A 21,661-nucleotide genomic window follows, 5' to 3' on the forward strand; every position below is an offset into this window, starting at 1 on the left:
GAGGAGCATGGAGAGGGCACGCCCCGACCAAGACGGACGACGCACCGAACGAAGCAGTGGAGCACCGTGAGACGCCTGCAGTGGCCGAGCTGGATGCCGATCGACCCGTACCTCCTCATGCTGCTCGGGACGGTGGGGCTCGCGGCCCTGTTCCCGGCGCGGGGTACGGCGGCCGACGTGGCGTCGGGTGCGTCCACCGCCGCGATCGCCTTCCTGTTCTTCCTCTACGGGGCGCGGCTGTCCACCCGCGAGGCGCTGGACGGCCTGCGCCACTGGCGCCTGCACGTCACCGTGCTGGTCTGCACCTTCGTCGTGTTCCCGCTGTTCGGCACGGCCGCCCGCGGCCTCGTCCCGGTCCTGCTGACCGACCCCCTGTACCAGGGCCTCCTCTTCCTCACCCTCGTCCCGTCCACCGTCCAGTCGTCGATCGCCTTCACGTCCATCGCGCGCGGCAACGTGCCCGCCGCCATCTGCGCGGGCTCCTTCTCCTCGCTCGCGGGCATCGTGGTCACCCCGCTGCTCGCTGCGGCGCTGCTCGGCAGCGGCGGCGGCGGGTTCTCCGCGGACTCCCTCGTCGCGATCGTGCTCCAGCTGCTCGTCCCGTTCCTCGCCGGACAGCTGCTGCGCCGCTGGATCGGCGGGTTCGTCACGCGCCACAAGAAGGTCCTCGGGTACGTCGACCGCGGCTCGATCCTCCTCGTCGTCTACACCGCGTTCAGCGAGGGCATGGTCCAGGGCATCTGGCACCGGGTCAGCGCCGCCCGGCTCGCCGGACTCCTGGTCGTCGAGGCCGTCCTGCTCGCCCTGATGCTGGCGCTCACCTGGTACGGATCGAAGGCGCTGCGCTTCAGCCGTGAGGACCGGATCACGATCCAGTTCGCCGGTTCCAAGAAGTCCCTCGCCTCGGGGCTGCCCATGGCGAGCGTCCTCTTCGGGGCGCACGCCTCCCTCGCCGTGCTGCCGCTCATGCTCTTCCACCAGATGCAGCTCATGGTCTGCGCGGTGATCGCCAAGCGCCGCTCCCGCGACCCCGAGGCGGTCACGGCGGCGGTCCCAGCCGCAGCGTCACGAATCGAGGTCGGTACAGGGACACGTTCCGGCTCAGGTTCGCCTGCGCCGAAACCCCCGTCGCGTCCAGCCAGTTGACGTCGTAGCTGAGGACCAGCCGGCCGCCGCCGCCCAGTGCCGGATGCGCCTGCGGGTTGTACGCGGCCACGTCGCCCGCGGGCAGCGACGGGCTGAGACCGCGCAGGGGCCCGTGCCAGGGTCCCGTCGGCGAGCACGCCCAGTACGACGTGAGAGTCGTCAGGCCCCGCGTACCGGCGGCCATCGTGAACAGGACGTACGTGCCGCCGTCGCGCACCACCGTGAACGCGCTGCCCACGCCCCTGCGCGTCCCGTCCCCGAGCACCGGCGCCGGGCGGGCCCGCGCCGCCCACCGCGAGCCGTCCCAGTACTCCCAGGCCCCCGGTTCGCCCAGCCCGCCGCGCGGTACGCGGGCGACGTACGCCGCCGAGACCCGGCGCCCGGCGGCCTGCGCGTCGTTGCCGCCGAAGACGTACGTCCAGTCACCGGCGTCCAGCGCCGAGGTCCCGAACAGCACGCGCCGGGAGATGTCCGCGAGGCCACGCTGGTCCAGGACCGTCCGGACGCCCTCGAGCCGCAGGCCGGGCAGCGAGAGCGTCGCGACCTCGGTGGCGGTGGGCACCCCGTAGATCCACGGGGCCCGGCCCGCCGTACGGGTCCACAGCAGGACCCGCACGACGCGCTCCGCCGAGCCGGGAGAGCGGGGCTCGACCCGGGCCGCCACCGGCCAGCGCCACTGTCCCGCCCCGGGATCGGGGAACAGCGGGGCGGGCAGCGTGCGCTGCAGCCGGCCCGACCCGGACATCAGTACGGCCGAGTTGCGCACCATCGGCGCCGAGGCGTCGCGCCAGCTGGAGGACTCGCCGAGGGGATTGGGCGGCCCGTGCACCTGGCCGAGATAGGTGTCCGAGAACAGCCACAGCACCCGGCCGTCCGGCAGCCGCAGCGAGTGGGTTCCGTCGCCGCCCGTCCAGTCGTCGGTGCGCACCGGGTCGTTCCCGTACCGGGCGAACTCGCCCGTCAGTCCCGGGTCGGCCTTCCAGGACCTGACCGTACGTGCCGTGCATGCCTGACCGCCCTCCCGGTCGCGGTCCGGGAGGGCGGTCAGCAGCACGGCCGCGCAGACGAGGGCCAGCAGGACACCGACGCCGGTTCCCCCGCGCCGTCGTGCTCGTGCGTCGTCGGACACGGACGGGACGTTAGTGGCCGCCGCTCACCCGGTCCATGGGCAGCCGTACGACGGTGCCCCGGGTCACAGCCGGCTCGCCCGTGCGCACGGCGGTCAGCTCCTCGTCGCTCAACGCCCGGTCGTAGACCCTGACATCGTCGATCGCGCCGGTGAAGTGGGCGCGGCCGTCCATCCGTTGGCCGAGGTGAACCCCGAACGGCGAGTTGCGGCTCACCGATCCCGGGACGTCCGCCGTGCCGAGCGACGCGCCGTCCACGGTGAGCGTGAGCCGCCCGCCACCGCGGCGCAGCGCGACGTGGTGCCACCCGCCGTCGTTGTACGCGTCCGTGGTCCGCACCGAGGCGGAGGCCGGCGGTGCCGCACCGTTCCGGGCGGTGATCAGGCCGGTGATCCGGTGGGACGCGGGTTCGCCTCGCAGCCACACCTGCGGCTGCGAGGTGCCGATCCCGCCCATCCACAGCAGCGGCTGCTCACCGGTCGTGGCCGTGTAACGGAACCACAGGGACGCCGTGAAGTCCTTCGTCCCGAGGGGCAGCCGGTCCTGGTGGGGCAGGCGTACGGCGTCGTCGGCGCCGTCGAACGCGAGCGCCCCGCCGAGCGCGCCGGTCGTCGTCCGCGCGCCGCCGAGGACCAGGGCCCGCTTCGCGCGCGGGGCGCGGTCGGCCGTTGTGGGGTCGGGGCCGCGGCGCGGCGTCAGCCAGTCCGTGGTGAAACGCGCGAAGCGGATCTCGTCGCGGGCGTCGACCGCTCCGCCCTCGTACAGCAGCCCCACACCGTCCCCGCCGATGCGCACCAGGTCGGAGTACCCGGACCAGTCGGTGGTGACGACCGTGCCGCGGTCCACGCTCTCCCAGGTGCGTCCGCCGTCGTACGAGGAGCGGATCATCATCGTGCGCCGCCGGTCCGGGTCGCCGGGGCAGGCCAGCAGCAGCCGGTCGCCGACGCGCAGCACGGAGCCCTGGACCTGCGGGGTGTAGAGGTCCGGGAGGTCGCGGAAGGGCGTCACGAAGCTGTCGCCGCCGTCCCGGCTGACGGTCTGGGTGCGGTGGCCGAGGTCGGTGCCGTCCTGTTCGCGTCCGCTGACGAGGAGGGATCCGTCGGCGCGCTCCGTGAGCGTCATCTCCGAGGGCTTCTGGCGGAAGGTGCCGTCGCCGGCGACCGGCCACGAGTCCCTCGCGCCGATGTCCCAGTGGTCGCCGCCGTCGTCGCTGGTGATCAGCGCGGCGTGGTTGGCGGTGACCCGGCCTCCGCTCCACGTCTCGGTGTTGACGGTGAACACCAGGCGTCCGGCGTGCCTGCCGCGGGTGAGCTGGACGCCGTGCACGGGCCCGGTGGCGTACCAGGAGTTCCAGTCGGCGGGCAGGATCTCGTCGCTCAGGTCACGCGGCCGCGACCAGGTGAGGCCGTCGTCGTCGCTGTACTGGAGATGCGGGGTCCGGTCGCAGGGCACCGAGCAGCTCCCGCTGTCGGTGCGGCCCGTGTTGTACGTCTCCGCCAGGAGGACGCGTCCGGTCTCGCGGTCCACGACGGGGGCCGGGTTGCCGTGCGTGTCGCCGCCGCCGTCGTTGACCACCCGCAGCGGGCCCCAGGTGCGTCCGCCGTCCGTGGAGCGCTTGACCACGATGTCTATGTCGGCCGAGTCGCCGCAGTTGAGGACACGCCCCTCGGCGAAGGCCAGCAGGGTGCCCTCGGTCGTCCGCACGACGGCCGGGATGCGGAAGCAGGCGTAGCCGGGATCCTGGGAGGCCCTGAAGAGGACCTGCTGCTCGAACTCATCCGCCGGGGGCGCCTGTTCGGCTCCGGCGGGCGCCGGTAGCGCCAGCAGTGCGGCGGCTGTGAGGACGGCTGTGAGGGTGGATCTCAGACGTGCGCGGAGACTTGACGGCATGGTGCGGCCCTGCCCTTCAGGCGTCTGGACAATCTGGACATCCCACGTCCAACGTTCGCGGCACCGACGCTACTTGGGCGCTCGTACGCCCCACAAGGACCGTGCGGCAGAGGATCGGCGCGGCGTGGGGGCCGCCGCGCCGCCACCACCCGCGGGCCCCCTGGGGCCGGGCGGCGCACCCGGCGCCCCGGAGCGGGAGCGCGGTGGGGCAGGCCCCGCGGTCCGGCGGGGCGGCGAAGCGCGGTGTGGCGGCTCGCGGGCGGGGGGTGTGGCGGGGCGGCGAAGCGCGGTGTGGCGGCTCGCGGGCGGGGGGTGTGGCGGATCGCCGTCCCGCGGACGGCGCGGGGGACCACCCCCGGACGGCCGCCGCCGAACGGGATCAGTTCACGCACCCGTCGATCCGGATTTCCGGTACGGACCGCGGGAGCGGGCTAACGTTCCGTCATGACCGCACCTGAAGCCGAGCCCCGGCTCGCCCTCGACCCCGCACGCACCGCGCTGGTGCTCGTCGACCTGATGGACCGGATCGTCGGCCTGCCCCTGGAGCCCCGCAAGGGCCCCGAAGTCCTCTCCGCGGCCCAGCGGGTGGCCGACGCCTTCCGGGCCGTCGGCGCGCCGGTCGTGCTCGTCCGGGTCGAGCGGCCGGGCGTTCCCGAGCAGCCGCCCGGCAGCGGTCTGGTCGCCGGGCTCGCCGCCGACGGCGACATCGAGATCGTGAAGCGGACGATCGGCGGATTCCAGGGCACGGGACTGGACGAGCGGCTGCGCGAGCGCGGCGTCACCACCGTGGTGTTCGGCGGCGTCGCCACCAACCTCGGGGTCGAGTCCACGGCCCGCGCGGCCGGTGACCTCGGCTACGACCTGGTCTTCGTCGAGGACGCCATGGCCGCTCTCACGGGCCCCGAGCACGCGGCCTCCGTCACCTTGGACTTCCCGCGCCTGGGCACGGTCGTGCACTCCTCCGAGGTGCACTTCACCGCCCGCTGAGCCCGCCTTCCCTGCAAGGGCCGGCGGGCGGGCAGAGGCGGGGCCCCTGCGGCGCAGGGGGCGCTTCCCGCCGGTCAGGGCCCCGCCGCCGGGTCGCGGGGGGCCGGTCAGTCCTGGGCGGCCGCGGCCCGCAGGGAGATACGGTGCTCGCCCGCGTACACGTTCATGGAGGCGCCGCGCAGGAATCCCACCAGCGTCAGTCCCGTCTCGGCGGCGAGGTCCACCGCCAGGGACGAGGGCGCCGAGACCGCCGCCAGTACGGGGATGCCGGCCATCACCGCCTTCTGTGCCAGCTCGAAGGAGGCCCGGCCGGAGACCAGCAGAACGGAGCGGGACAGCGGCAGCGAGCCGTCCTGAAGGGCCCGGCCCACCAGCTTGTCGACGGCGTTGTGCCGGCCCACGTCCTCCCGGATGTCGAGGAGTTCACCGCTCTCGTCGAACAGGGCCGCCGCGTGCAGGCCCCCGGTCCGGTCGAAGACCCGCTGCGCCTCGCGCAGCCGGTCGGGGAGGCTCGCGAGCAGCTCGGGCGCCAGCCGCACCGGGGGAGTGTCGTCGATCGTCCAGCGGGCCGTCGTACGCACCGCGTCCAGGCTCGCCTTGCCGCACAGACCGCACGAGGACGTCGTGTACACGTTGCGTTCCAGTGTGATGTCCGGGATCACCACGCCGGGAGCGGTCCGCACGTCGACGACGTTGTACGTGTTCGAGCCGTCCACGGTCGCGCCGGCGCAGTACACGATGCTCTGGAGCTCGTCGGCGGCGCCCAGCACCCCCTCGCTGACGAGGAAACCCGCCGCCAGTGCGAAGTCGTCGCCGGGGGTGCGCATGGTGATGGCGAGCGGCTTGCCGTTGAGCCGGATCTCCAGGGGCTCCTCGGCGACAAGCGTGTCGGGGCGGGTGCTGACGGCCCCGTCCCGGATACGGATCACCTTGCGTCGTTCCGTGACTCGTCCCATGTCCTGATCAGCCCCGGTTCTGTACGTGCTGGCGGCCGGGAAACGGCCCTTGCTGCAAAGTGGCCGAGGGTCACCGGTCGTCGTGCGGAGAGGTGACCTTCACCGTCTCATTGTCCGGCACGGGGCGAGGCGGTCGGCGGCCCGCTCCGCCGCGCTCGTGGGGCGCGGAACGATCCGGTGCACTTAGAGTTTTTTATGACGTTATGCCGGATAGGTAACCGGTAACCGCACAGTGAAGTGGAGGGCAGAGATGATCACGCAAGAGCAGATCCCCACGGTGCTGGATCATCCGGTCTACGACGTCGAGGGCAACAAGATCGGCGACGCCAAGCACGTCTTCCTCGACGATGCGACCGGTCGGCCCGAGTGGGTGAGCGTCAAGACGGGCCTGTTCGGCACCAGCGAGTCCTTCGTGCCCGTCCAGGACGCCTCGGTGGTCGCCGGGCACCTGGAAGTGCCCTACCCCAAGGACATGGTCAAAGACGCGCCCAACGTCGACGTCGACGCGGGCGGCCACCTGTCCGTACCGGAGGAACACCACCTGTACGAGTACTACGGCATTGCCTGGGACGCCGCCTGGCAGCAGACCGGCGAGACAGGTGAAGGCGGCTGGGCTCGCGCCGGAGCCACGGAGTCTCCCGACACCGCCGCGGCCGGCGCCCCGGAGAGCCGCTACGAGGACACGACCGCCTCCGGCATCGCCCGGAGCGGCGAAGAGCGCCCGGACCTCGCCACCTCGCAGAGCGACTACGACAACACCACCGCGTCGGGCATCGCCCGCAGCGGCAAGGAGCACGAGGAGGACACCGTGGACACCGTCTCCGCCGGCCCCGACAGCCCCGGGGAGGCATCGACGCGCGTCGACGAGCCGGTGCGCGGCACCCAGCGCGGAGAAGCCGAACGAGCCAGGCTGCGCCAGTACACCGTCACCGACGAACAGCAACGCCGTTCCGATACGCCGTGAAGGTCCCCACCCGACGAGGGAGCGTGACATTCCCGAAGCGTCCGCATCACGTCGGCCCACCGGGCCGGTAGGTCAGGGCACTTCTTCCAGCAGCTGTTCCGTCCAGATGGTTTTGCCCGCGACGGTGTACCGGCTGCCCCAGCGGTGGGTCAGTTGCGCCACCAGGAACAGACCACGGCCGCCTTCGTCCGTCCACCGGGCCCGTCGCAGGTGCGGCTGCGTCTGGCTGGGATCGGAGACCTCGCAGATCAGGCGATGATCCCGGATCAGCCGCAGGCCCACGGGGGCACCGCCGTGGCGGATGGCGTTGGTGACCAGCTCGCTGACGATCAGCTCCGTGGTGAACACCAGGTGTTCCAGCCCCCAGGAAGCCAGCTGGCCGGCGACCCGACGGCGCATGCCGGCGACCGCGCTGGGGTCCGCGGCCAGCTCCCAGGTGGCGGTGGCGTCTTCGGGGAGTCGGCGCACCCGGGCCACCAGGAGTGCCAGGTCGTCGTCCATGGGCTCCTGGAGAAGTTTCTCCAGGATGCGGCCACCGATCTCCGTGACCGGGCGGCCGCCTTCGGCGCCCTCGCCCGTGCCTTCCCGCACCAGAGGCAGCCCGCGCCGGGTGTGGAACGGATCGCGTGCCGGCGCGCCGGTGTAGAAGGACAGCACGTCACCGGAGCTCAGTTGCAGCCCGGTGGTTTCGAAGGGCTCCGCGCCCTTGCCCAGGGGCAGCCCCGGACGCAGAGGCACCAGGTCGGCCCCGGCACCGCCTCGTGAGGCCAGCACCGGCCCCGGATGCCCCGCACTGGCCAGTACGCAGTGGCAGGTGACCGGGTCGTACACGGCGTACAGGCACGTCGCGCCGTGCACGCTGCCGACAGGGACCACGTCCCGGTGCTCCTCGTCCTCGGCGAACCGGATCACCAGGTCGTTCAGGTGGGACAGCAGTTCGTCGGGACTGAGATCCAGGTCCGTCAGGGTCTGCACCGCCGCCCGCAGCCGGCCCATCGCCGCCGTGGCGTTCATCCCCTGCCCGCCCGTGTTGCCCACGACGAAGCCCACCCGGCTCGAGGACAGGGCGATGACGTCGTACCAGCTGCCGCCGACACCCGTCACCGCACGCGCGGGCAGGTGGGCACCGAACGTCTGCGCGGCCTCGACCTCCACCACCGGCCGTGGCAGCAGACCTCGCTGCAGCGCCTCCGCGGTGCGGCGTTCGAGGCTGTAGCGCCGAGCGTTGTCGAGGCTCAGCGCGGCGCGGGTGCCGATCTCGTCCGCCAGAGTCACGTCCGCCGGGTCGAAAGGGACCCGTTCCCCGGTCCGCCAGAGTCCTACCGCCCCCAGTACCCCTCCCCGGACCAGGAGCGGCAGCACCATCAGCGACGTGGCACCCGGGGGCAGCATCAGCGCTGTTCTTTCCGCGTCGTCCTTGAGCGCCGCCCGGGCCAGGTGCAGATCCGGCAGAACACCGGGGGTGCCCTTGCGCAGGTGCTCGGCTTCTTCGCGGCCGATCCGGAAGGTCGCGCCGACAGCGTGGCTCTCCGGAGGCCAGCATCCACCGGCCGCCGCCGCGGCGATCCGTTGCATGGGCGTGCCGGGAGGGAAGGACAGGGGCTCTTCGCCGAGCAACACGCTCTCGGTCAGGTCCACCGCCCCCAGGTCGGCGAAGGCCGGGATGAGGACGTCCAGCAACTGCTCGGCATTGCGGGTGATGTCCAGGGAGCCGCCGATGCGGGTCGCCGCGTCATGGAGCAGCTCCAGCCGCTCGAGTGCGCGTGGATCCGTCGCCAGTACCTGCTCCGCGGTGGGCACCGGACGTCGTACCGTCTGCGGCCCGGAGTCCGGGGACTCCACCCGGATCAGCCGCATGAGGAAACGGCCCTCCGCTCCCTCCGCGAGCACTGTCACCGCCGCCACCGCAGAGAAAGGAGCGCCGCGGACGGTGTGCAGGTCGGCCCGCGCGCTCAGCATGATCCCGCCCAGAGCGCCGCCGACGAGCTCGGCCCACACGGATGGATCGTCGAAGAGGGCCGAGATCTCCATGCCGCGGATCTTGTCGATGGAGCCCTCGAACAGCCGCAGAGCGGGGGGTGTGCAGGTGAGGACGGCTCCCCTGGCATCCAGCACCAGGACGGCCGGTTCCTGGGCCAGGACTTCGGCCACGGACGGGAGCTCGTCAGGCACGGTGCATCACTCCAGCAGGGTGGACGGCAACCCTTCGCCCCTTTCTCATGGTCACCCACCACCGCACTGAACGCGCGACGGCCCGCCCGGCGCGGAAGGCCGGCCGCGACCGCATCTCGACTGTGCAGCCGCCGCTTGTGGCGAGGAGTCCGCCTGACCGCCGGCGGCTCGTCGCCCGGGCCCGGATCCGGGCGGTAGCACCGCTCCGCCACGGTCTCCACGAGCTCGTACCGAGGGCCGGGCGGCCGTTCACCGGGTGAGGGCCGGGCACGCGTGCGTAAGGTGTCCGGCCGTCCGGCGGCCTGACAGAAGCCGACAAGCCTGGCGCCCCATTCCTGTGGCATCACCTGCCGTCGTACCCGTGAGTCACTGATCAGACTGGTGGATCCCGCTACCCAAGGCAACGAGGGGGACCACCCATGAACGGCTCACGGATCACCGCCGTCGGTCACTACCAGCCCGCCCGGGTTCTCACCAACGAGGACCTGGCAGGCCTGGTCGACACGAGCGACGAGTGGATCAGGAGCCGCGTCGGCATCCGCACCCGCCACATCGCCGGGCCCGACGAGCCGGTCGACGAGCTGGCCGGCCACGCCGCCGCCAAGGCGCTCGCCGCGGCGGGCCTCGTCCCCGCCGACATCGACCTGGTGCTCGTCGCCACCTCCACGGCGATCGACCGCTCCCCGAACATGGCCGCGCGGGTCGCCGCCCGCCTCGGCATCCCGTCCCCGGCCGTGCTGGACCTCAACGTCGTCTGCGCCGGGTTCACGCACGCCCTGGCCACCGCCGACCACTCGCTGCGGGCCGGGGCGGCCACCCGGGCCCTGGTCATCGGCGCCGACAAGATGTCCGAGGTGACGGACTGGACCGACCGCACGACGTCCGTCCTGGTCGGCGACGGGGCGGGGGCCGTCGTGCTCGAAGCGTCCGACGACCCCGGCATCGGCCCGGTGCTGTGGGGGTCGGTCCCGGAGATGGGGCACGCCGTCCGCATCGAGGGCACACCGGCGCGGTTCGCGCAGGAGGGGCAGAGCGTGTACCGGTGGGCGACCACCAAGCTCCCGGCGATCGCCCGCCGGGCCGTCGAGCGCGCCGGGCTCACCCCGGAGGACCTCGCCGCGGTCGTCCTGCACCAGGCGAACCTGCGGATCATCGAACCGCTGGCCGAGAAGATCGGTGCCGTGAACGCGGTGGTCGCCCGTGACGTCGTCCACTCCGGGAACACCTCGGCGGCCAGCATCCCGCTCGCCTTCTCCAAGCTCGTGGAGCGCGGGGAGATCTCCACGGGCGACCCCGTGCTGCTGTTCGGCTTCGGCGGGAACCTCTCCTACGCGGGGCAGGTCGTCCGCTGCCCGTGAGTGCCCCGGGGAAGCCCCCGTCGGAGGCGGTGTGACGAGGACTTACCCCGTCTCCTCCGGCGATGGTGCGCCGTAGACTGTAGACGAAAGGCAATTCGTACTGCCACTACGGATGCCGTGCCGCCGCAGTCGCCGGCCGGTGCCGTCGCTGCCCGGGAGGGAGACCGCGATGTTGCCCTCCGGACTGCCGCAGGGGGCGGTGCCCAGGCTCGAACGACCCGGTCCGCTGCGTGACCGTGTCTACGAGGCTCTGCTCGAACTCATCACCACCCGTGCCCTGTTGCCGGGGCAGCACCTGGTGGAGAGCGAGCTCGCCGGGCATCTGGGCGTCTCCCGGCAGCCCGTGCGCGAGGCCCTCCAGCGGCTGAACACCGAGGGCTGGGTCGACCTGCGGCCCGCCCAGGGCGCGTTCGTGCACGAGCCGACCGAGCAGGAGGCCGACCAGCTCCTCACCGTGCGTACGCTTCTGGAGGCCGAGGCGGCCCGGCTCGCCGCCACGACGGCGGGCGCCGCGGGCATCGCCGCGCTCGAGGAGCTGTGCGCGGAGGGCGAGCGGGCGGTCGCCGCCGACGACGTGGACGCCGCCGTCGCCCTGAACGCCCGCTTCCACACCATGGTGATGGAATTGGCCGGCAACACGGTCCTCGCGGAACTCGCCGCGCAGGTCGAGCGGCGCGTCCGCTGGTACTACACCCCGGTCGCCCGGCAGCGCGGTCACCAGTCCTGGCAGGAGCACCGCGAGCTGATCGCCGCGATCGCGGACCACGACGAACAGCGCGCCGCGACGGTGTCCCGCGCCCACACGGAACACACGCGCAAGACGTACCACGAGCGCCAGCGGTAGACCGCGGGGTCCGCGCTCCGGTCCGGGTGGCCGGACCGGGTGAACGGGTGGGGCAGACGGGCGCTGGCCGGGTGACGGCCGCCGCCCGTTCGTGCTGTCCCGGTGTTCCTCCCGCTGTCCCGGTGTTCCTCCCTCCGTCCCGGTGTTCCTCCCTCGGGACGGCATGTGGGGGTGCGGCCGGGCGCCGGCACCTGCCCTGAACAGCCGATTCCACTTCAAGGAGAGCCAAAATGCTCGCGGCCCGCTCCGGGATCGGGGATAACTGTCAGTGCTCCCAACGGGGGGAGTCGCACATCGCACGACCGGGGGAGCCGAGCATGTTTCGCGTACATCGACCGGGCCGACGGCCCGATCCGGCCGGCACGGCGTCCGAGCCACCGCCGACAGCCACGCGGTGCCGCCCGCGCACGACTGCGGGGCAGCACCGACCGTGATCAGGGTCTGACGTTCGGCCGGACCGTACGGTCCGGCCGCGAGCGCGACACGCGCCCCTCGCACCGGAGTCGATCCACGACCTGAGGGACCCAGGCGGGGAGCCGGGCCACCCGAGAGCAGGGGCACCCCGAGACACGTCGACCGGCCCCGCCTCCGCGGCACTTGACTGCGGGCCACCGCAGCCGAAACAGAAGACGTGCCGTCACCCACGGTGTTCCCCGGGATGCGAACGCGACGCTCCGGCAGCACCGCCGCGCAGACGTGCTGTCAGCCACGTCCCTGTTGCCCCGACGGCGCACCTCGCGACCCGCGGGCCCGGACACGGCTGACGCATCGCGGGACCCTTCGCCCGCAACGCGTGGCCCCTGGCTCCGGCCGCGCACCGGCCCCGGCACACGCTCGGCCTCGCCGGCCGGCCTGCCGGGCCTTCCGTCGCACCGGGCGCAGGCCCGCTTCCGTCCCACCGACCGAGGAGTACGAGTGGAGAACGTCCCGGAGTCCGTCCTGTACGAGGGGCGTGACCTGGCGCGCATGCACGGCGTCGTGGCCGCCCAGTTCGCCCCGCACCGGCTGAGAATGCTCGGGAAGCAGACCGGGCCGGCTCGCTTCCGGATGAGCGACTCAGCAGGTGACATGTCCCTCTACCACCTGGCCCACGGGGCCGACGTTGAGATACGCCCCGCCGTACAGCACGGCATGTACCTGATCCACATCCCCCGGGCCGGTCGCAGCGGTCTGGTCGTCGACGGTGAGCCCGTGGCCACCGCGCAGGACGTGGTCAGCCCCGGACAGCGGCTGGAGATCCGCCGTTCCCACGACAGCGACATGATGATCCTGCGTATCCCACGCCCGGTCGTCGACCGGGCGATCGAGTCGCGCGGCATCCCCGTCGACCGGGGTGACCCGGTCCGGTTCACGCCCGCCATCGACATCCGCTGTCCCGGCTCACGGGCCTGGCTGCGCACGTTGCACGCCTACGCCGAGGCGTTGCGGAGCGGGCTTCTCGCCGGCTCCCCGCTCGGGACGCGTCACTTCGAACAGCTGCTGGTGCACGGGCTGCTGGACAGCCAGCCCAGCGGCCTCAGCGAATCCCTGCGCCGCTCCTCCCGGCACGCCGCGCTGCCGAGCGCACTGCGCCGGGCGATGACGTACTGCGAGGAGCACGCCCGTGAACCGCTGTCCACCGCCGACATGGCGCTGGCCTCGCGGCTGAGCGTCCCGGCGCTGAGAGCCGCCTTCCGCGCCCACCTCGGCACCACCCCTCTGACGTACCTGCGCAGGGTCAGGCTCGCCGGCGCGCACCGGGACCTGCTGGCGATCGCCGAGGGCCGGGACGACGGCACGGTCACCGACGTGGCGCTGCGCTGGGGGTTCGTCCATCTCGGACGCTTCGCCGCGTTCTACAGGGCCGTCTACGGCACCGCGCCGTCGAGGACGGCCGGCCTCCGTGGCTATCCGGAAACCTCTCGGATCCGGTCCTTCTGTGGATAGTCCGCCAACTCCCGTACACCTAGCGTTGCTTGTGCAGGTACGGGTCCACCCGGACCCGAACGGCCGGGGATCCGGCCGATGGACACAGATGGAGAAGGGGAGCCCATGCGCACGCTTACCGCTGTTGCCGACAAGCTGCTGAGCCACGTCGTTCCGAGTCAGGCGGTGCACGCCGCGTCGTCCGGAGCCAATGGCTGCTGGATCGAGCAGAGGGTCTGCAACCCGCACTGCGCCTTCTGGTACTACAAGGAGGACCTCTACTGGAAGTGCAGTGACGGCACGTCCTTCTGGTCGCAGACGGGCTGCACGGAATCGGACAACTGCTGAACGGTGCCCGCATGTCGGCACAGTGACGTGACATGAACGAGGCGGGGGGGGGGGGGGGGGGGGGGGGGGGGGGGGGGGGGGGCGGGGGGGGGGGGGAGAGGGGGGGGGGGTCGGTTCCTGTTTGGGGGGGCAAGGCGGAGGGACGGGAGCAGACAGCGAGCTCGCATGGTGCACGTGAGACGACAACCGCCAACAACCCACCCCCCCCCCCCCCCCCCCCCCCCCCCCCCCCCCCCACGCCGTCATCCAGAGGTGACCCCTCCATGGCCCATGTTCTCATCTCCTGCCGTGCCTTCATCACCCTCGTGTTCGTGCTCTCCGTGGCGGGGAAGCTCAGAAACCGCCCCGCGTATCGCGGATTCACCGACTCGGTAAGGGTGTTGGCGCCCCGCCTCCCCGCCGGGCCCACAGCCGTGGCGGTGATCGTCACGGAGGCGGTGACCGTCGTCCTGCTCGCGCTGCCGACGACGTCCCTCGCCGGATTCGTGCTCGCCACCGGACTGCTGAGTGCCTTCTCCTTGGCGATCGGTGCGACGGTGCGGCGCGGTGAGCAGGTCGCATGCCGCTGCTTCGGCGCGGCCTCCTCGGCCCCCGTGGGCACCGCGCATCTGGTCAGGAACGCGTTCCTGCTGGCCGGTTCGCTGACCGGTGCGCTCTGCGCGCTGACGGCGGGCGGGGACGCCGGCGGCATCGCGGGCGTGACCACCTCGCTCGTGTTCGGCGCCGTGGCCGCCGGCATGACGCTGCTCACCGACGACATCTCCCGGCTGTTTCGGCCGCTCAGGCAAGAAGGGTAGGAACCATGCCGTACGTCATCGCACTGACCGCCTTGTTCGGAGCGCTCTGCGTGGTGAACATCGCGCTCACCGTGGGGGTTCTGCGGCGGCTGCGCGAGATCGAGGAGCGGACCGCGTACAGCGGACTGGATCTGACCCCGGGCACCCCCGACGTGATGCTGGCGGTGGGTGAGCGGGTGGGCACGTTCACCACCGTCACAGCCGAGGGCGAGCACCTGTCCGACGACTTCCTGACGGACGGGCACACGGTGGTAGGCGTCTTCGCGCACGGCTGCGGCAAGTGCGACGAGCGGCTGCCGGAGTTCGTCTCGTTCCTGCGCAAACGCGGAATCGCCCGCGAGCGCGCACTCGCCCTGCTGGTGGGGACGCCCGAGCAGGTCCAGGCGAAGCGTGCGCTGGCCCAGCCCGTGGCCACCGTGGTGATCGAGGAACTGGACGGTCCGGTGTCCCTGGCCCTGGCCGCACGGGTGTACCCGGCGCTCGCGGTGATCGGCCCGGACAAGGTGGTCCGGGCGGCGGGTTCACTGATCGGGAACGTGTCGTCCTTGGTGGACGCGTGACGACGACGCGGGCGATCCTCAAGGCCCTGAGGCTGACCTGGCGTGCCTCGCACCGGGGAATCTGCGTCCTCGCGCTGCTCACACTCGCGAGCGCCGTGACCCCCGTGGCCGCCGCCTGGCTGACCAAGTCGCTCCTCGACCTCCTCACCCAGGGGGGCGGCGCGGAACGCGGCCATGTCGTCCTCCTGGCGGTGGGCCTGGGTGCCGCGGGACTGTTCACCGGCTGCCTGCCGCATGTGCTCATGTATGTCAACAAGGAGTTCGAGCGTGCCGTGAGCCTGCTGGCACAGCAGCAGCTCTACGAGGCGACCGGCCGACTCGTGGGGCTGGCCCGGTTCGAGGACCCGGCGTTCGTGGACCGCCTCCGCCTCGCGCAGCAGCACGGCGGCGCCACTCCCGGCGTGCTGGTGGCCACGGTGCTCTCCGTGGTGCGCGCGGTGGCCATGGCCGGCGGCTTCCTGGGCTCGCTGCTGGTGCTCGCCTGGTGGCTGCCGGCGGTCGTCGTCGTGTCCGTCGTGCCGGTGCTGGCGACGGAGATGTGGCTCGCCAGGCGCAGGGTGAACGCCTACTGGCAGATCGGCCCGACGGAACGGCGCGAGATCTTCTACCGGGAACTGCTGACGAATCTCCAGGCCGCCAAGGAGATACGGCTGTTCGACATCGGCGGACAGCTCTCGGCGCGGATGACACGGGAGAAGGTCAAGGCCGACTCCGTCAGGGCGAGGCTCGACCGACAGGAGCTGGCGGCTCAGACGCTGGCGGGTCTCGTCACCGCGAGCAGCGCGGGCGCGGCGGTCGTCTGGGCGGTGCTCGCGGCGCTGGGCGGGCGGATCTCGCTCGGTGACGTGTCGCTGATGATCACATCCGTGGCCGGAGTCCAGTCCGCGGGCTCCGGGCTCATGCGGGACATCGCCAAGTCCCACCAGCAACTGCTCATGTTCCGGCACTACCTGTCCATCGTCGACGGCGGAGTGGACCTTCCGGTGCCGGAGAAGCCGACGCCGGTCCCCGAGCTGTCCTCGGGCATCGAGTTCCGCGATGTGTGGTTCCGTTACTCACCCGGCCATCCGTGGGCGCTGCGAGGCGTCAGCTTCCGCGTGGCTCACGGCCGTTCCCTCGGGCTGGTCGGCCGCAACGGCGCGGGCAAGAGCACGATCGTGAAGCTGCTCTGCCGGATGTACGACCCCGAACGGGGCGCGGTCCTGTGGGACGGTGTGGACCTGCGCGACCTGGACCCGGCGGAGCTGCGGCGCCGGATCGGCGCGGTGTTCCAGGACTACATGACGTACGACCTGAGCGCCTACGAGAACGTCGCGCTGGGCGACCTTCCGAACGCCTCGCCCGAGCGGGTGACGGAGGCGGCACAGCGGTCGGGCGCGGACGCCTTCGTCCGGGAACTGCCCCGCGGATACGACACCTTGCTGTCCCGGATCTTCTTCCAGGGCGACGAGGAGGGCGGTGACAGCGACCGGGGCGTGACGCTGTCGGGCGGGCAGTGGCAGCGGCTGGCCATCGCGCGGGCGTATCTGCGCGGGCGCCAGGACCTGCTGATCCTGGACGAGCCCAGCTCCGGCCTGGACGCCGAGACCGAGGCCAGGATCCATCGCCAGTTGCGTGCGTACCGCGGAAGCCGCACGAGCGTGCTGATCTCGCACCGGCTGGGATCGGTACGGGAGGCCGACGAGCTGCTGGTCGTCGACGGCGGCGAGGTGGCCGAGCGCGGGACGCACGACGAGCTGATCGCGAACGGAGGGCTGTACGCGGGAATGTTCGCGGCGCAGGCCGAGGGCTATCGGTCCAGGAGCACCGGCCCGGTGGCGAACGCCGCGGGACATCCCGTGGAGGCGGCAAGGTGACCTGGCTCCTCGCCGCCGGGGCGGTGACCGCCGTGTTCCTCGCCGCCGTCCGGGCGACGCTGGCCTGGGTGCGCCGGGCCGTCGTGCTGGTGCTGGTGCACGGCCGGAGCATGAGTCCGGCCTATCTGCCGGGCGACTGGGTGGTGGGCCGGCGCGTGGCGGCGACGCGACTGCGCCGTGGCGATGTGGTGATCGTGGACATGCCGCCGACCGGGCGGGCACCCGAAGGCCGCACACTGCTGGGCCGGCTGACGATCAAGCGGATCGCGGCCCTGCCGGGCGATGCCCTGCCCCCGGAGGTGCCGGGCTGGGAACCGGGCGCACCGGTGCCTGCCGGTCACGTGGTGGTCCTGGGCGACAACCAGTCCCTGAGCACGGACTCCCGGCATCACGGCCCGGTGCCCTCGGCATGGGTCGTCGGCAGAGCGGTGCGCAAGGCGGGCCTGCCCGGGATGAGGACGGTCCAGCCTCGGGACGCGCCTCTCGCGCACCGCTCCGGTGCCGGGAGCGAACCCGCCCCACGGCGCTCCGGTGCCGGGAGCGAACCCGCCCCACGGCGCTCCGGTGCCGGGAGCGAACCCGCCCCGCACCGCTCCGGTGCTGGGACCGAACCTGCCCCGCACCGCTCCGGTGCCGGGACCGAACCTGCCCCGCACCGCTCCGCCGCCGGGTCCGAACCCGCCCCGCCGCCGGACTGAGCGAGGCCGAGGCGCGGCGCCCCGCACGCCTTTGTCCTGGGAGTGGCGAAAGTCTGCGGCAATTCGTGCGCCACTTCTTCCCACTCCCGGCACCCGCTGCTACGTTCACCACGAAAGCCCGACGGACAGGGCCGGTTGACGCGGGGAGGGGCATGTGAGACGCATGACGGCTCGACCCGCGAACGCGCACCAGGCGCGGCTGCTGCGCCTGCTGCGGGACGGCGGCCCCAACTCCCGTGCCCAGCTGGGCGACCAGATCGACCTCTCCCGGTCGAAGCTGGCCGTCGAGGTGGAACGGCTCCTGGAGACCGGCCTCGTGGTCGCCGACGGACTCGCCGCCTCCCGCGGCGGCCGCCGCTCCCACAACATCCGGCTCGCACCCGCACTGCGCTTCCTCGGTGTCGACATCGGGGCGACCTCGATCGACGTGGCCGTCACCAACGCCGAGCTGGAGGTCCTGGGGCACATCAACCAGCCCATGGACGTACGCGAGGGCCCCGTCGCGGTCTTCGAGCAAGTCCTCGCCATGGCAGCCAAGTTGCGGACGTCCGGACTCGCGGAGGGCTTCGACGGCGCCGGCATCGGCGTGCCGGGGCCGGTCCGCTTCCCCGAGGGCGTCCCCGTCGCCCCGCCGATCATGCCCGGCTGGGACGGCTTCCCGGTCCGTGAGGCACTCAGCCAGGACCTCGGCTGCCCGGTCATGGTCGACAACGACGTGAACCTGATGGCCATGGGGGAACAGCACGCGGGCGTCGCACGCTCCGTGGGCGACTTCCTCTGCGTCAAGATCGGTACCGGCATCGGCTGCGGGATCGTCGTCGGCGGCGAGGTGTACCGCGGTACGACGGGCAGCGCGGGCGACATCGGGCACATCCAGGCCGTGCCCGACGGCCGCCCGTGCGCGTGCGGGAACCGCGGCTGCCTGGAGGCCCACTTCAGCGGCGCCGCGCTCGCCCGCGACGCGACGGAGGCGGCGCAGCAGGGACTCTCGCACGAGCTCGCGGCGCGACTGGACGCGGCGGGCGCGCTCAGCGCCGTCGACGTCGCCGCCGCGGCGGCCGCGGGCGACGCGACGTCCCTCGACCTCATCCGTGAGGGCGGCGACCGGACCGGCCAGGTACTCGCCGCCCTGGTCAGCTTCTTCAACCCGGGTCTGGTGGTGATCGGCGGCGGGGTGACGGGCCTCGGCCACACCCTGCTCGCCGCGATCCGCACCCAGGTCTACCGCCAGTCGCTGCCCCTGGCGACCGGCAACCTCCCCATCGTGCTCGGCGAGTTGGGCCCCACCGCCGGAGTGATCGGCGCGGCCCGGCTCATCAGCGACCACCTCTTCTCACCCGCGTAAGGCCCAAGGCCGCACAGGCCCCGCGTCACCTCACCCGCACGGCCCGTCGCTCCGGCCTGCCCCGAACCCACCCGCGCCCGCAAACGCCCCGCAACCACCCCGCCCTGCAACCGGCCCGCACGCCCGCCGAGGGGAACCGTCATGGCACCAGAACCACCGCTGCTCACCATGTCCGGCATCACCAAGTCGTTTCCCGGAGTCCGGGCCCTGGACGGCGTCGACCTCGAGGTCCAGGCCGGCGAAGTGCACTGCCTGCTCGGCCAGAACGGGGCCGGCAAGTCCACCCTCATCAAGATCCTGGCCGGCGCGCACCAGCCCGACGGCGGCACGATCGGCTGGCGCGGTGAAGCGGTCGTGCTCCGGTCGCCGATCGCCGCCATGCGTCTGGGCATCGCCACCATCTACCAGGAACTCGACCTGGTGGAAGGTCTGTCGGTGGCCGAGAACGTCCACCTCGGGCACGAACCCACGGCAGCCGGATTCGTCGTACGGGGCAAGGCGGCCCGGGACTCGACCACCGCACTGCTGCGCCGGCTCGGGCATCCGGAGATCGACCCCGCACGGCTGGTCGGCGACCTGTCGGCGGCCCAGCAGCAGATCGTCTCCATGGCCCGGGCACTCTCCCACGACGTACGCCTCATCGTCATGGACGAACCGTCCGCCGCCCTCGACCCCGACGAGGTGGACAACCTCTTCCGCATCGTCGGCGACCTCACCGCGCAAGGAGTCGCCGTCGTCCACATCTCCCACCGCCTGGAGGAGATCCGCCGCGTCGGGGACCGCGTGACCGTGCTCAAGGACGGACGCGCGGTCGCGGTCGGACTCCCCGCGAAGTCCACGCCGACGCGCGAGGTGGTGGCGCTGATGACGGGACGCGACGTCGAGTACGTCTTCCCGGACCGGCCCGCGCGGCAACCGTCCGGAGAACCGGTGCTGACCGTCCAGGGCCTCGCCAGGGAAGGTGAGTTCGCGCCACTCGACCTGGAGCTGCGCCCCGGCGAGATCGTCGGCCTCGCGGGACTCGTCGGGTCCGGCCGCTCCGAAATCCTGGAGACCGTCTACGGAGCGCGGAAGCCGAGCGCCGGCCGCGTCCTCGTGGACGGACGCCCCTTGCGGCCCGGCAGCGTACGCGCCGCCGTCCGCGCCGGACTCGGGCTCGCCCCCGAGGAACGCAAGGCCCAGGCCCTGCTGATGCTGGAGTCCGTCACCCGCAACGTGTCCGTCTCCACCATGTCCCGCTTCTCCCGCGGCGGCTGGGTCGACCGGCGGGCGGAACTCGGCGCCGCACGCGCCGCCACCCGGCAGTTGTCGCTGCGCCCCGACAACCCCTCCGCGCCGGTGCGGACCCTCTCCGGCGGAAACCAGCAGAAGGCCGTCCTCGCGCGCTGGCTGCTGCGCGGCTGCCGGGTGCTGCTGCTCGACGAGCCGACCCGCGGCGTCGACGTCGGAGCGCGCGCCGAGCTGTACGCGGTCGTCCGCCGGCTCGCCGACGAGGGCCTCGCCGTCCTGCTGGTCTCCAGCGAAGTGCCCGAGGTGCTCGGGCTCGCCGACCGCGTACTCGTACTGCGCGAAGGCCGGGTCGTCCACACGGCACCCGCCCGCGAACTCGACGAACACCGTGTCCTCGACCTCGTCATGGAAGGCGGGCCGGTGGCCCGTGAAGGGAGCCCGGTGTCATGACGCAGCCCGTATCCCCGCCCAGGGGAGAGACCCGCACGGCCGCGCCGGCCGAGGAACACCCGCCGTGGCGGACGTTCACCGCCCGGGCCGACATCCGCACCCTCTCGCTCCTCGGGGTCCTCGCCGCGCTGATCGTCGTCGGAGGCATCACCAGGCCCGACGAGTTCCTCGACACCCGCAACCTCCAACTCGTCCTCACCCAGGCCTCGGTGATCGGTGTCGTCACGGTCGGCATGACCTTCGTCATCACCTCAGGCGGCATCGACCTCTCGGTCGGCGCGATCGTCGCGCTCGCCTCGGTGTGGGCGACGACGGTCGCCACCCAGGAGTACGGCTTCGCCGGCATCCTCTTCACCGCGGTGATCGTCGGAGCCGGCTGCGGCCTGGTCAACGGCCTCCTCATCGCCTACGGGGCGATGGTCCCGTTCATCGCCACGCTCGCCATGCTGGCCTCCGCCCGCGGTCTCGCCCTCCAGCTCACCGACGGCAGGACGCAGATCGTCACCGTGGACGGCGTGCTGAGACTCGGCGAACGCGACGCGTACGTGCTGGGTGTTCCGCCGCTCGTCCTCGTCTTCGCCGTCGTCACCGTCGTCGGCTGGCTGATCCTCAACCGCACCACGTTCGGGCGCCGCACGCTCGCCGTCGGCGGCAACGCCGAGGCGGCACGGCTCGCGGGCATCGACGTACGGCGGCAGCGGCTGTACCTGTACCTGCTCTCCGGACTGTGCTGCGGCATCGCCGCGTTCCTGCTGATCGTCCTGTCCGGCTCGGGCCAGAACACCAACGGCAACCTCTACGAACTCGACGCCATCGCAGCCGCGATCATCGGCGGCACGCTGCTCAGCGGCGGCCGCGGCACCATCACCGGCTCGGTCCTCGGCGTCCTGATCTTCACGGTGATCACCAACATCTTCGCGCTCAACAACCTCCAGACCGACGTACAGCAGATCGCCAAGGGCGCGATCATCGTCGTCGCCGTGCTCGTCCAGCGCCGCACCGCACACACCACCTGAGCCGCACCGTAC

The 21,661-nt window shown here is 72.4% G+C and carries 18 protein-coding genes; 14 read left to right on the forward strand and 4 right to left on the reverse strand.

Annotation, left to right across the window (positions count from 1 at the left end; translation table 11 throughout):
* The first annotated feature begins 93 nt into the window (after positions 1-93).
* Entirely contained in the window at positions 94-1,146 is a 1,053-nt protein-coding gene (locus tag AC069T_RS19220) for a bile acid:sodium symporter family protein (RefSeq protein ID WP_478783986.1), read from the forward strand.
* Here the strand turns inward: AC069T_RS19220 and AC069T_RS19225 are convergent.
* Positions 1,040-2,275 carry a hypothetical protein gene (locus AC069T_RS19225; RefSeq protein WP_478783884.1) on the reverse strand — a complete coding sequence of 412 codons (1,236 nt, stop codon included), beginning with the start codon at positions 2,273-2,275 and terminating at the stop codon, positions 1,040-1,042. The genes AC069T_RS19220 and AC069T_RS19225 overlap by 107 nt on opposite strands.
* A 10-nt stretch (positions 2,276-2,285) precedes the next feature.
* The gene (locus AC069T_RS19230) at positions 2,286-4,163 is read right to left on the reverse strand and encodes an exo-alpha-sialidase (protein WP_478783885.1); all 1,878 of its coding nucleotides are present in this window, start codon (positions 4,161-4,163) and stop codon (positions 2,286-2,288) included.
* A gap of 444 nt (positions 4,164-4,607) precedes the next feature.
* Here AC069T_RS19230 and AC069T_RS19235 point away from each other — a divergent pair, with 444 nt between their 5' ends.
* The gene (locus AC069T_RS19235; protein WP_478783886.1) at positions 4,608-5,150 is read left to right on the forward strand and encodes an isochorismatase family protein; all 543 of its coding nucleotides are present in this window, start codon (positions 4,608-4,610) and stop codon (positions 5,148-5,150) included.
* Between the two features lie 107 nt (positions 5,151-5,257).
* Here AC069T_RS19235 and fdhD read toward each other — a convergent pair whose 3' ends face one another.
* Positions 5,258-6,106, reverse strand: coding sequence for a formate dehydrogenase accessory sulfurtransferase FdhD (fdhD, locus tag AC069T_RS19240; RefSeq protein ID WP_478783887.1), 849 nt, complete (start codon positions 6,104-6,106; stop codon positions 5,258-5,260).
* Positions 6,107-6,356: 250 nt separating this feature from the next.
* Between fdhD and AC069T_RS19245 the strand changes: the two genes are divergently transcribed.
* On the forward strand, positions 6,357-7,070 hold the full coding sequence (locus tag AC069T_RS19245; RefSeq protein ID WP_478783888.1) for a PRC-barrel domain-containing protein: 714 nt from the start codon (positions 6,357-6,359) through the stop codon (positions 7,068-7,070).
* 72 nt (positions 7,071-7,142) lie between these two features.
* Here AC069T_RS19245 and AC069T_RS19250 read toward each other — a convergent pair whose 3' ends face one another.
* The gene (locus tag AC069T_RS19250) at positions 7,143-9,242 is read right to left on the reverse strand and encodes an ATP-binding SpoIIE family protein phosphatase (RefSeq protein WP_478783889.1); all 2,100 of its coding nucleotides are present in this window, start codon (positions 9,240-9,242) and stop codon (positions 7,143-7,145) included.
* Between the two features lie 419 nt (positions 9,243-9,661).
* On the opposite strand from AC069T_RS19250, the gene AC069T_RS19255 reads away from it, so the two are divergent.
* From AC069T_RS19255 to AC069T_RS19305, 11 genes are all read left to right on the forward strand, one after another.
* Positions 9,662-10,600: a beta-ketoacyl-ACP synthase III gene (locus AC069T_RS19255; RefSeq protein ID WP_478783890.1), complete on the forward strand. Its 939-nt coding sequence runs from the start codon at positions 9,662-9,664 to the stop codon at positions 10,598-10,600.
* A gap of 169 nt (positions 10,601-10,769) precedes the next feature.
* Complete coding sequence (locus tag AC069T_RS19260) at positions 10,770-11,444, forward strand: GntR family transcriptional regulator (protein ID WP_478783891.1); 675 nt, start codon at positions 10,770-10,772, stop codon at positions 11,442-11,444.
* 915 nt (positions 11,445-12,359) lie between these two features.
* Positions 12,360-13,370, forward strand: coding sequence for an AraC family transcriptional regulator (locus tag AC069T_RS19265; RefSeq protein ID WP_478783892.1), 1,011 nt, complete (start codon positions 12,360-12,362; stop codon positions 13,368-13,370).
* A gap of 105 nt (positions 13,371-13,475) precedes the next feature.
* Positions 13,476-13,697 (forward strand): hypothetical protein, encoded by a 222-nt coding sequence (locus tag AC069T_RS19270; protein ID WP_478783893.1) that lies wholly within the window; start codon positions 13,476-13,478, stop codon positions 13,695-13,697.
* A 263-nt stretch (positions 13,698-13,960) separates the two neighbouring features.
* The gene (locus AC069T_RS19275; RefSeq protein ID WP_478783894.1) at positions 13,961-14,494 is read left to right on the forward strand and encodes a MauE/DoxX family redox-associated membrane protein; all 534 of its coding nucleotides are present in this window, start codon (positions 13,961-13,963) and stop codon (positions 14,492-14,494) included.
* 5 nt (positions 14,495-14,499) lie between these two features.
* Positions 14,500-15,054, forward strand: a complete 555-nt coding sequence (locus tag AC069T_RS19280; RefSeq protein ID WP_478783895.1) for a TlpA family protein disulfide reductase — start codon at positions 14,500-14,502, stop codon at positions 15,052-15,054.
* On the forward strand, positions 15,051-16,910 hold the full coding sequence (locus tag AC069T_RS19285; protein WP_478783896.1) for an ABC transporter ATP-binding protein: 1,860 nt from the start codon (positions 15,051-15,053) through the stop codon (positions 16,908-16,910). The genes AC069T_RS19280 and AC069T_RS19285 overlap by 4 nt, the downstream gene beginning before the upstream one ends.
* On the forward strand, positions 16,907-17,608 hold the full coding sequence (locus AC069T_RS19290) for a S26 family signal peptidase (protein WP_478783897.1): 702 nt from the start codon (positions 16,907-16,909) through the stop codon (positions 17,606-17,608). Before AC069T_RS19285 ends, AC069T_RS19290 begins: the two co-directional genes overlap by 4 nt.
* A 163-nt stretch (positions 17,609-17,771) precedes the next feature.
* Positions 17,772-18,953 (forward strand): ROK family transcriptional regulator, encoded by a 1,182-nt coding sequence (locus AC069T_RS19295; RefSeq protein WP_478783898.1) that lies wholly within the window; start codon positions 17,772-17,774, stop codon positions 18,951-18,953.
* Positions 18,954-19,094: 141 nt separating this feature from the next.
* Positions 19,095-20,633, forward strand: coding sequence for a sugar ABC transporter ATP-binding protein (locus AC069T_RS19300; RefSeq protein WP_478783899.1), 1,539 nt, complete (start codon positions 19,095-19,097; stop codon positions 20,631-20,633).
* Positions 20,630-21,649 (forward strand): ABC transporter permease, encoded by a 1,020-nt coding sequence (locus tag AC069T_RS19305; protein WP_478783900.1) that lies wholly within the window; start codon positions 20,630-20,632, stop codon positions 21,647-21,649. The genes AC069T_RS19300 and AC069T_RS19305 overlap by 4 nt, the downstream gene beginning before the upstream one ends.
* Positions 21,650-21,661: the final 12 nt, after the last annotated feature.

The organism is Streptomyces sp. NPDC043867 (genome assembly GCF_056435845.1).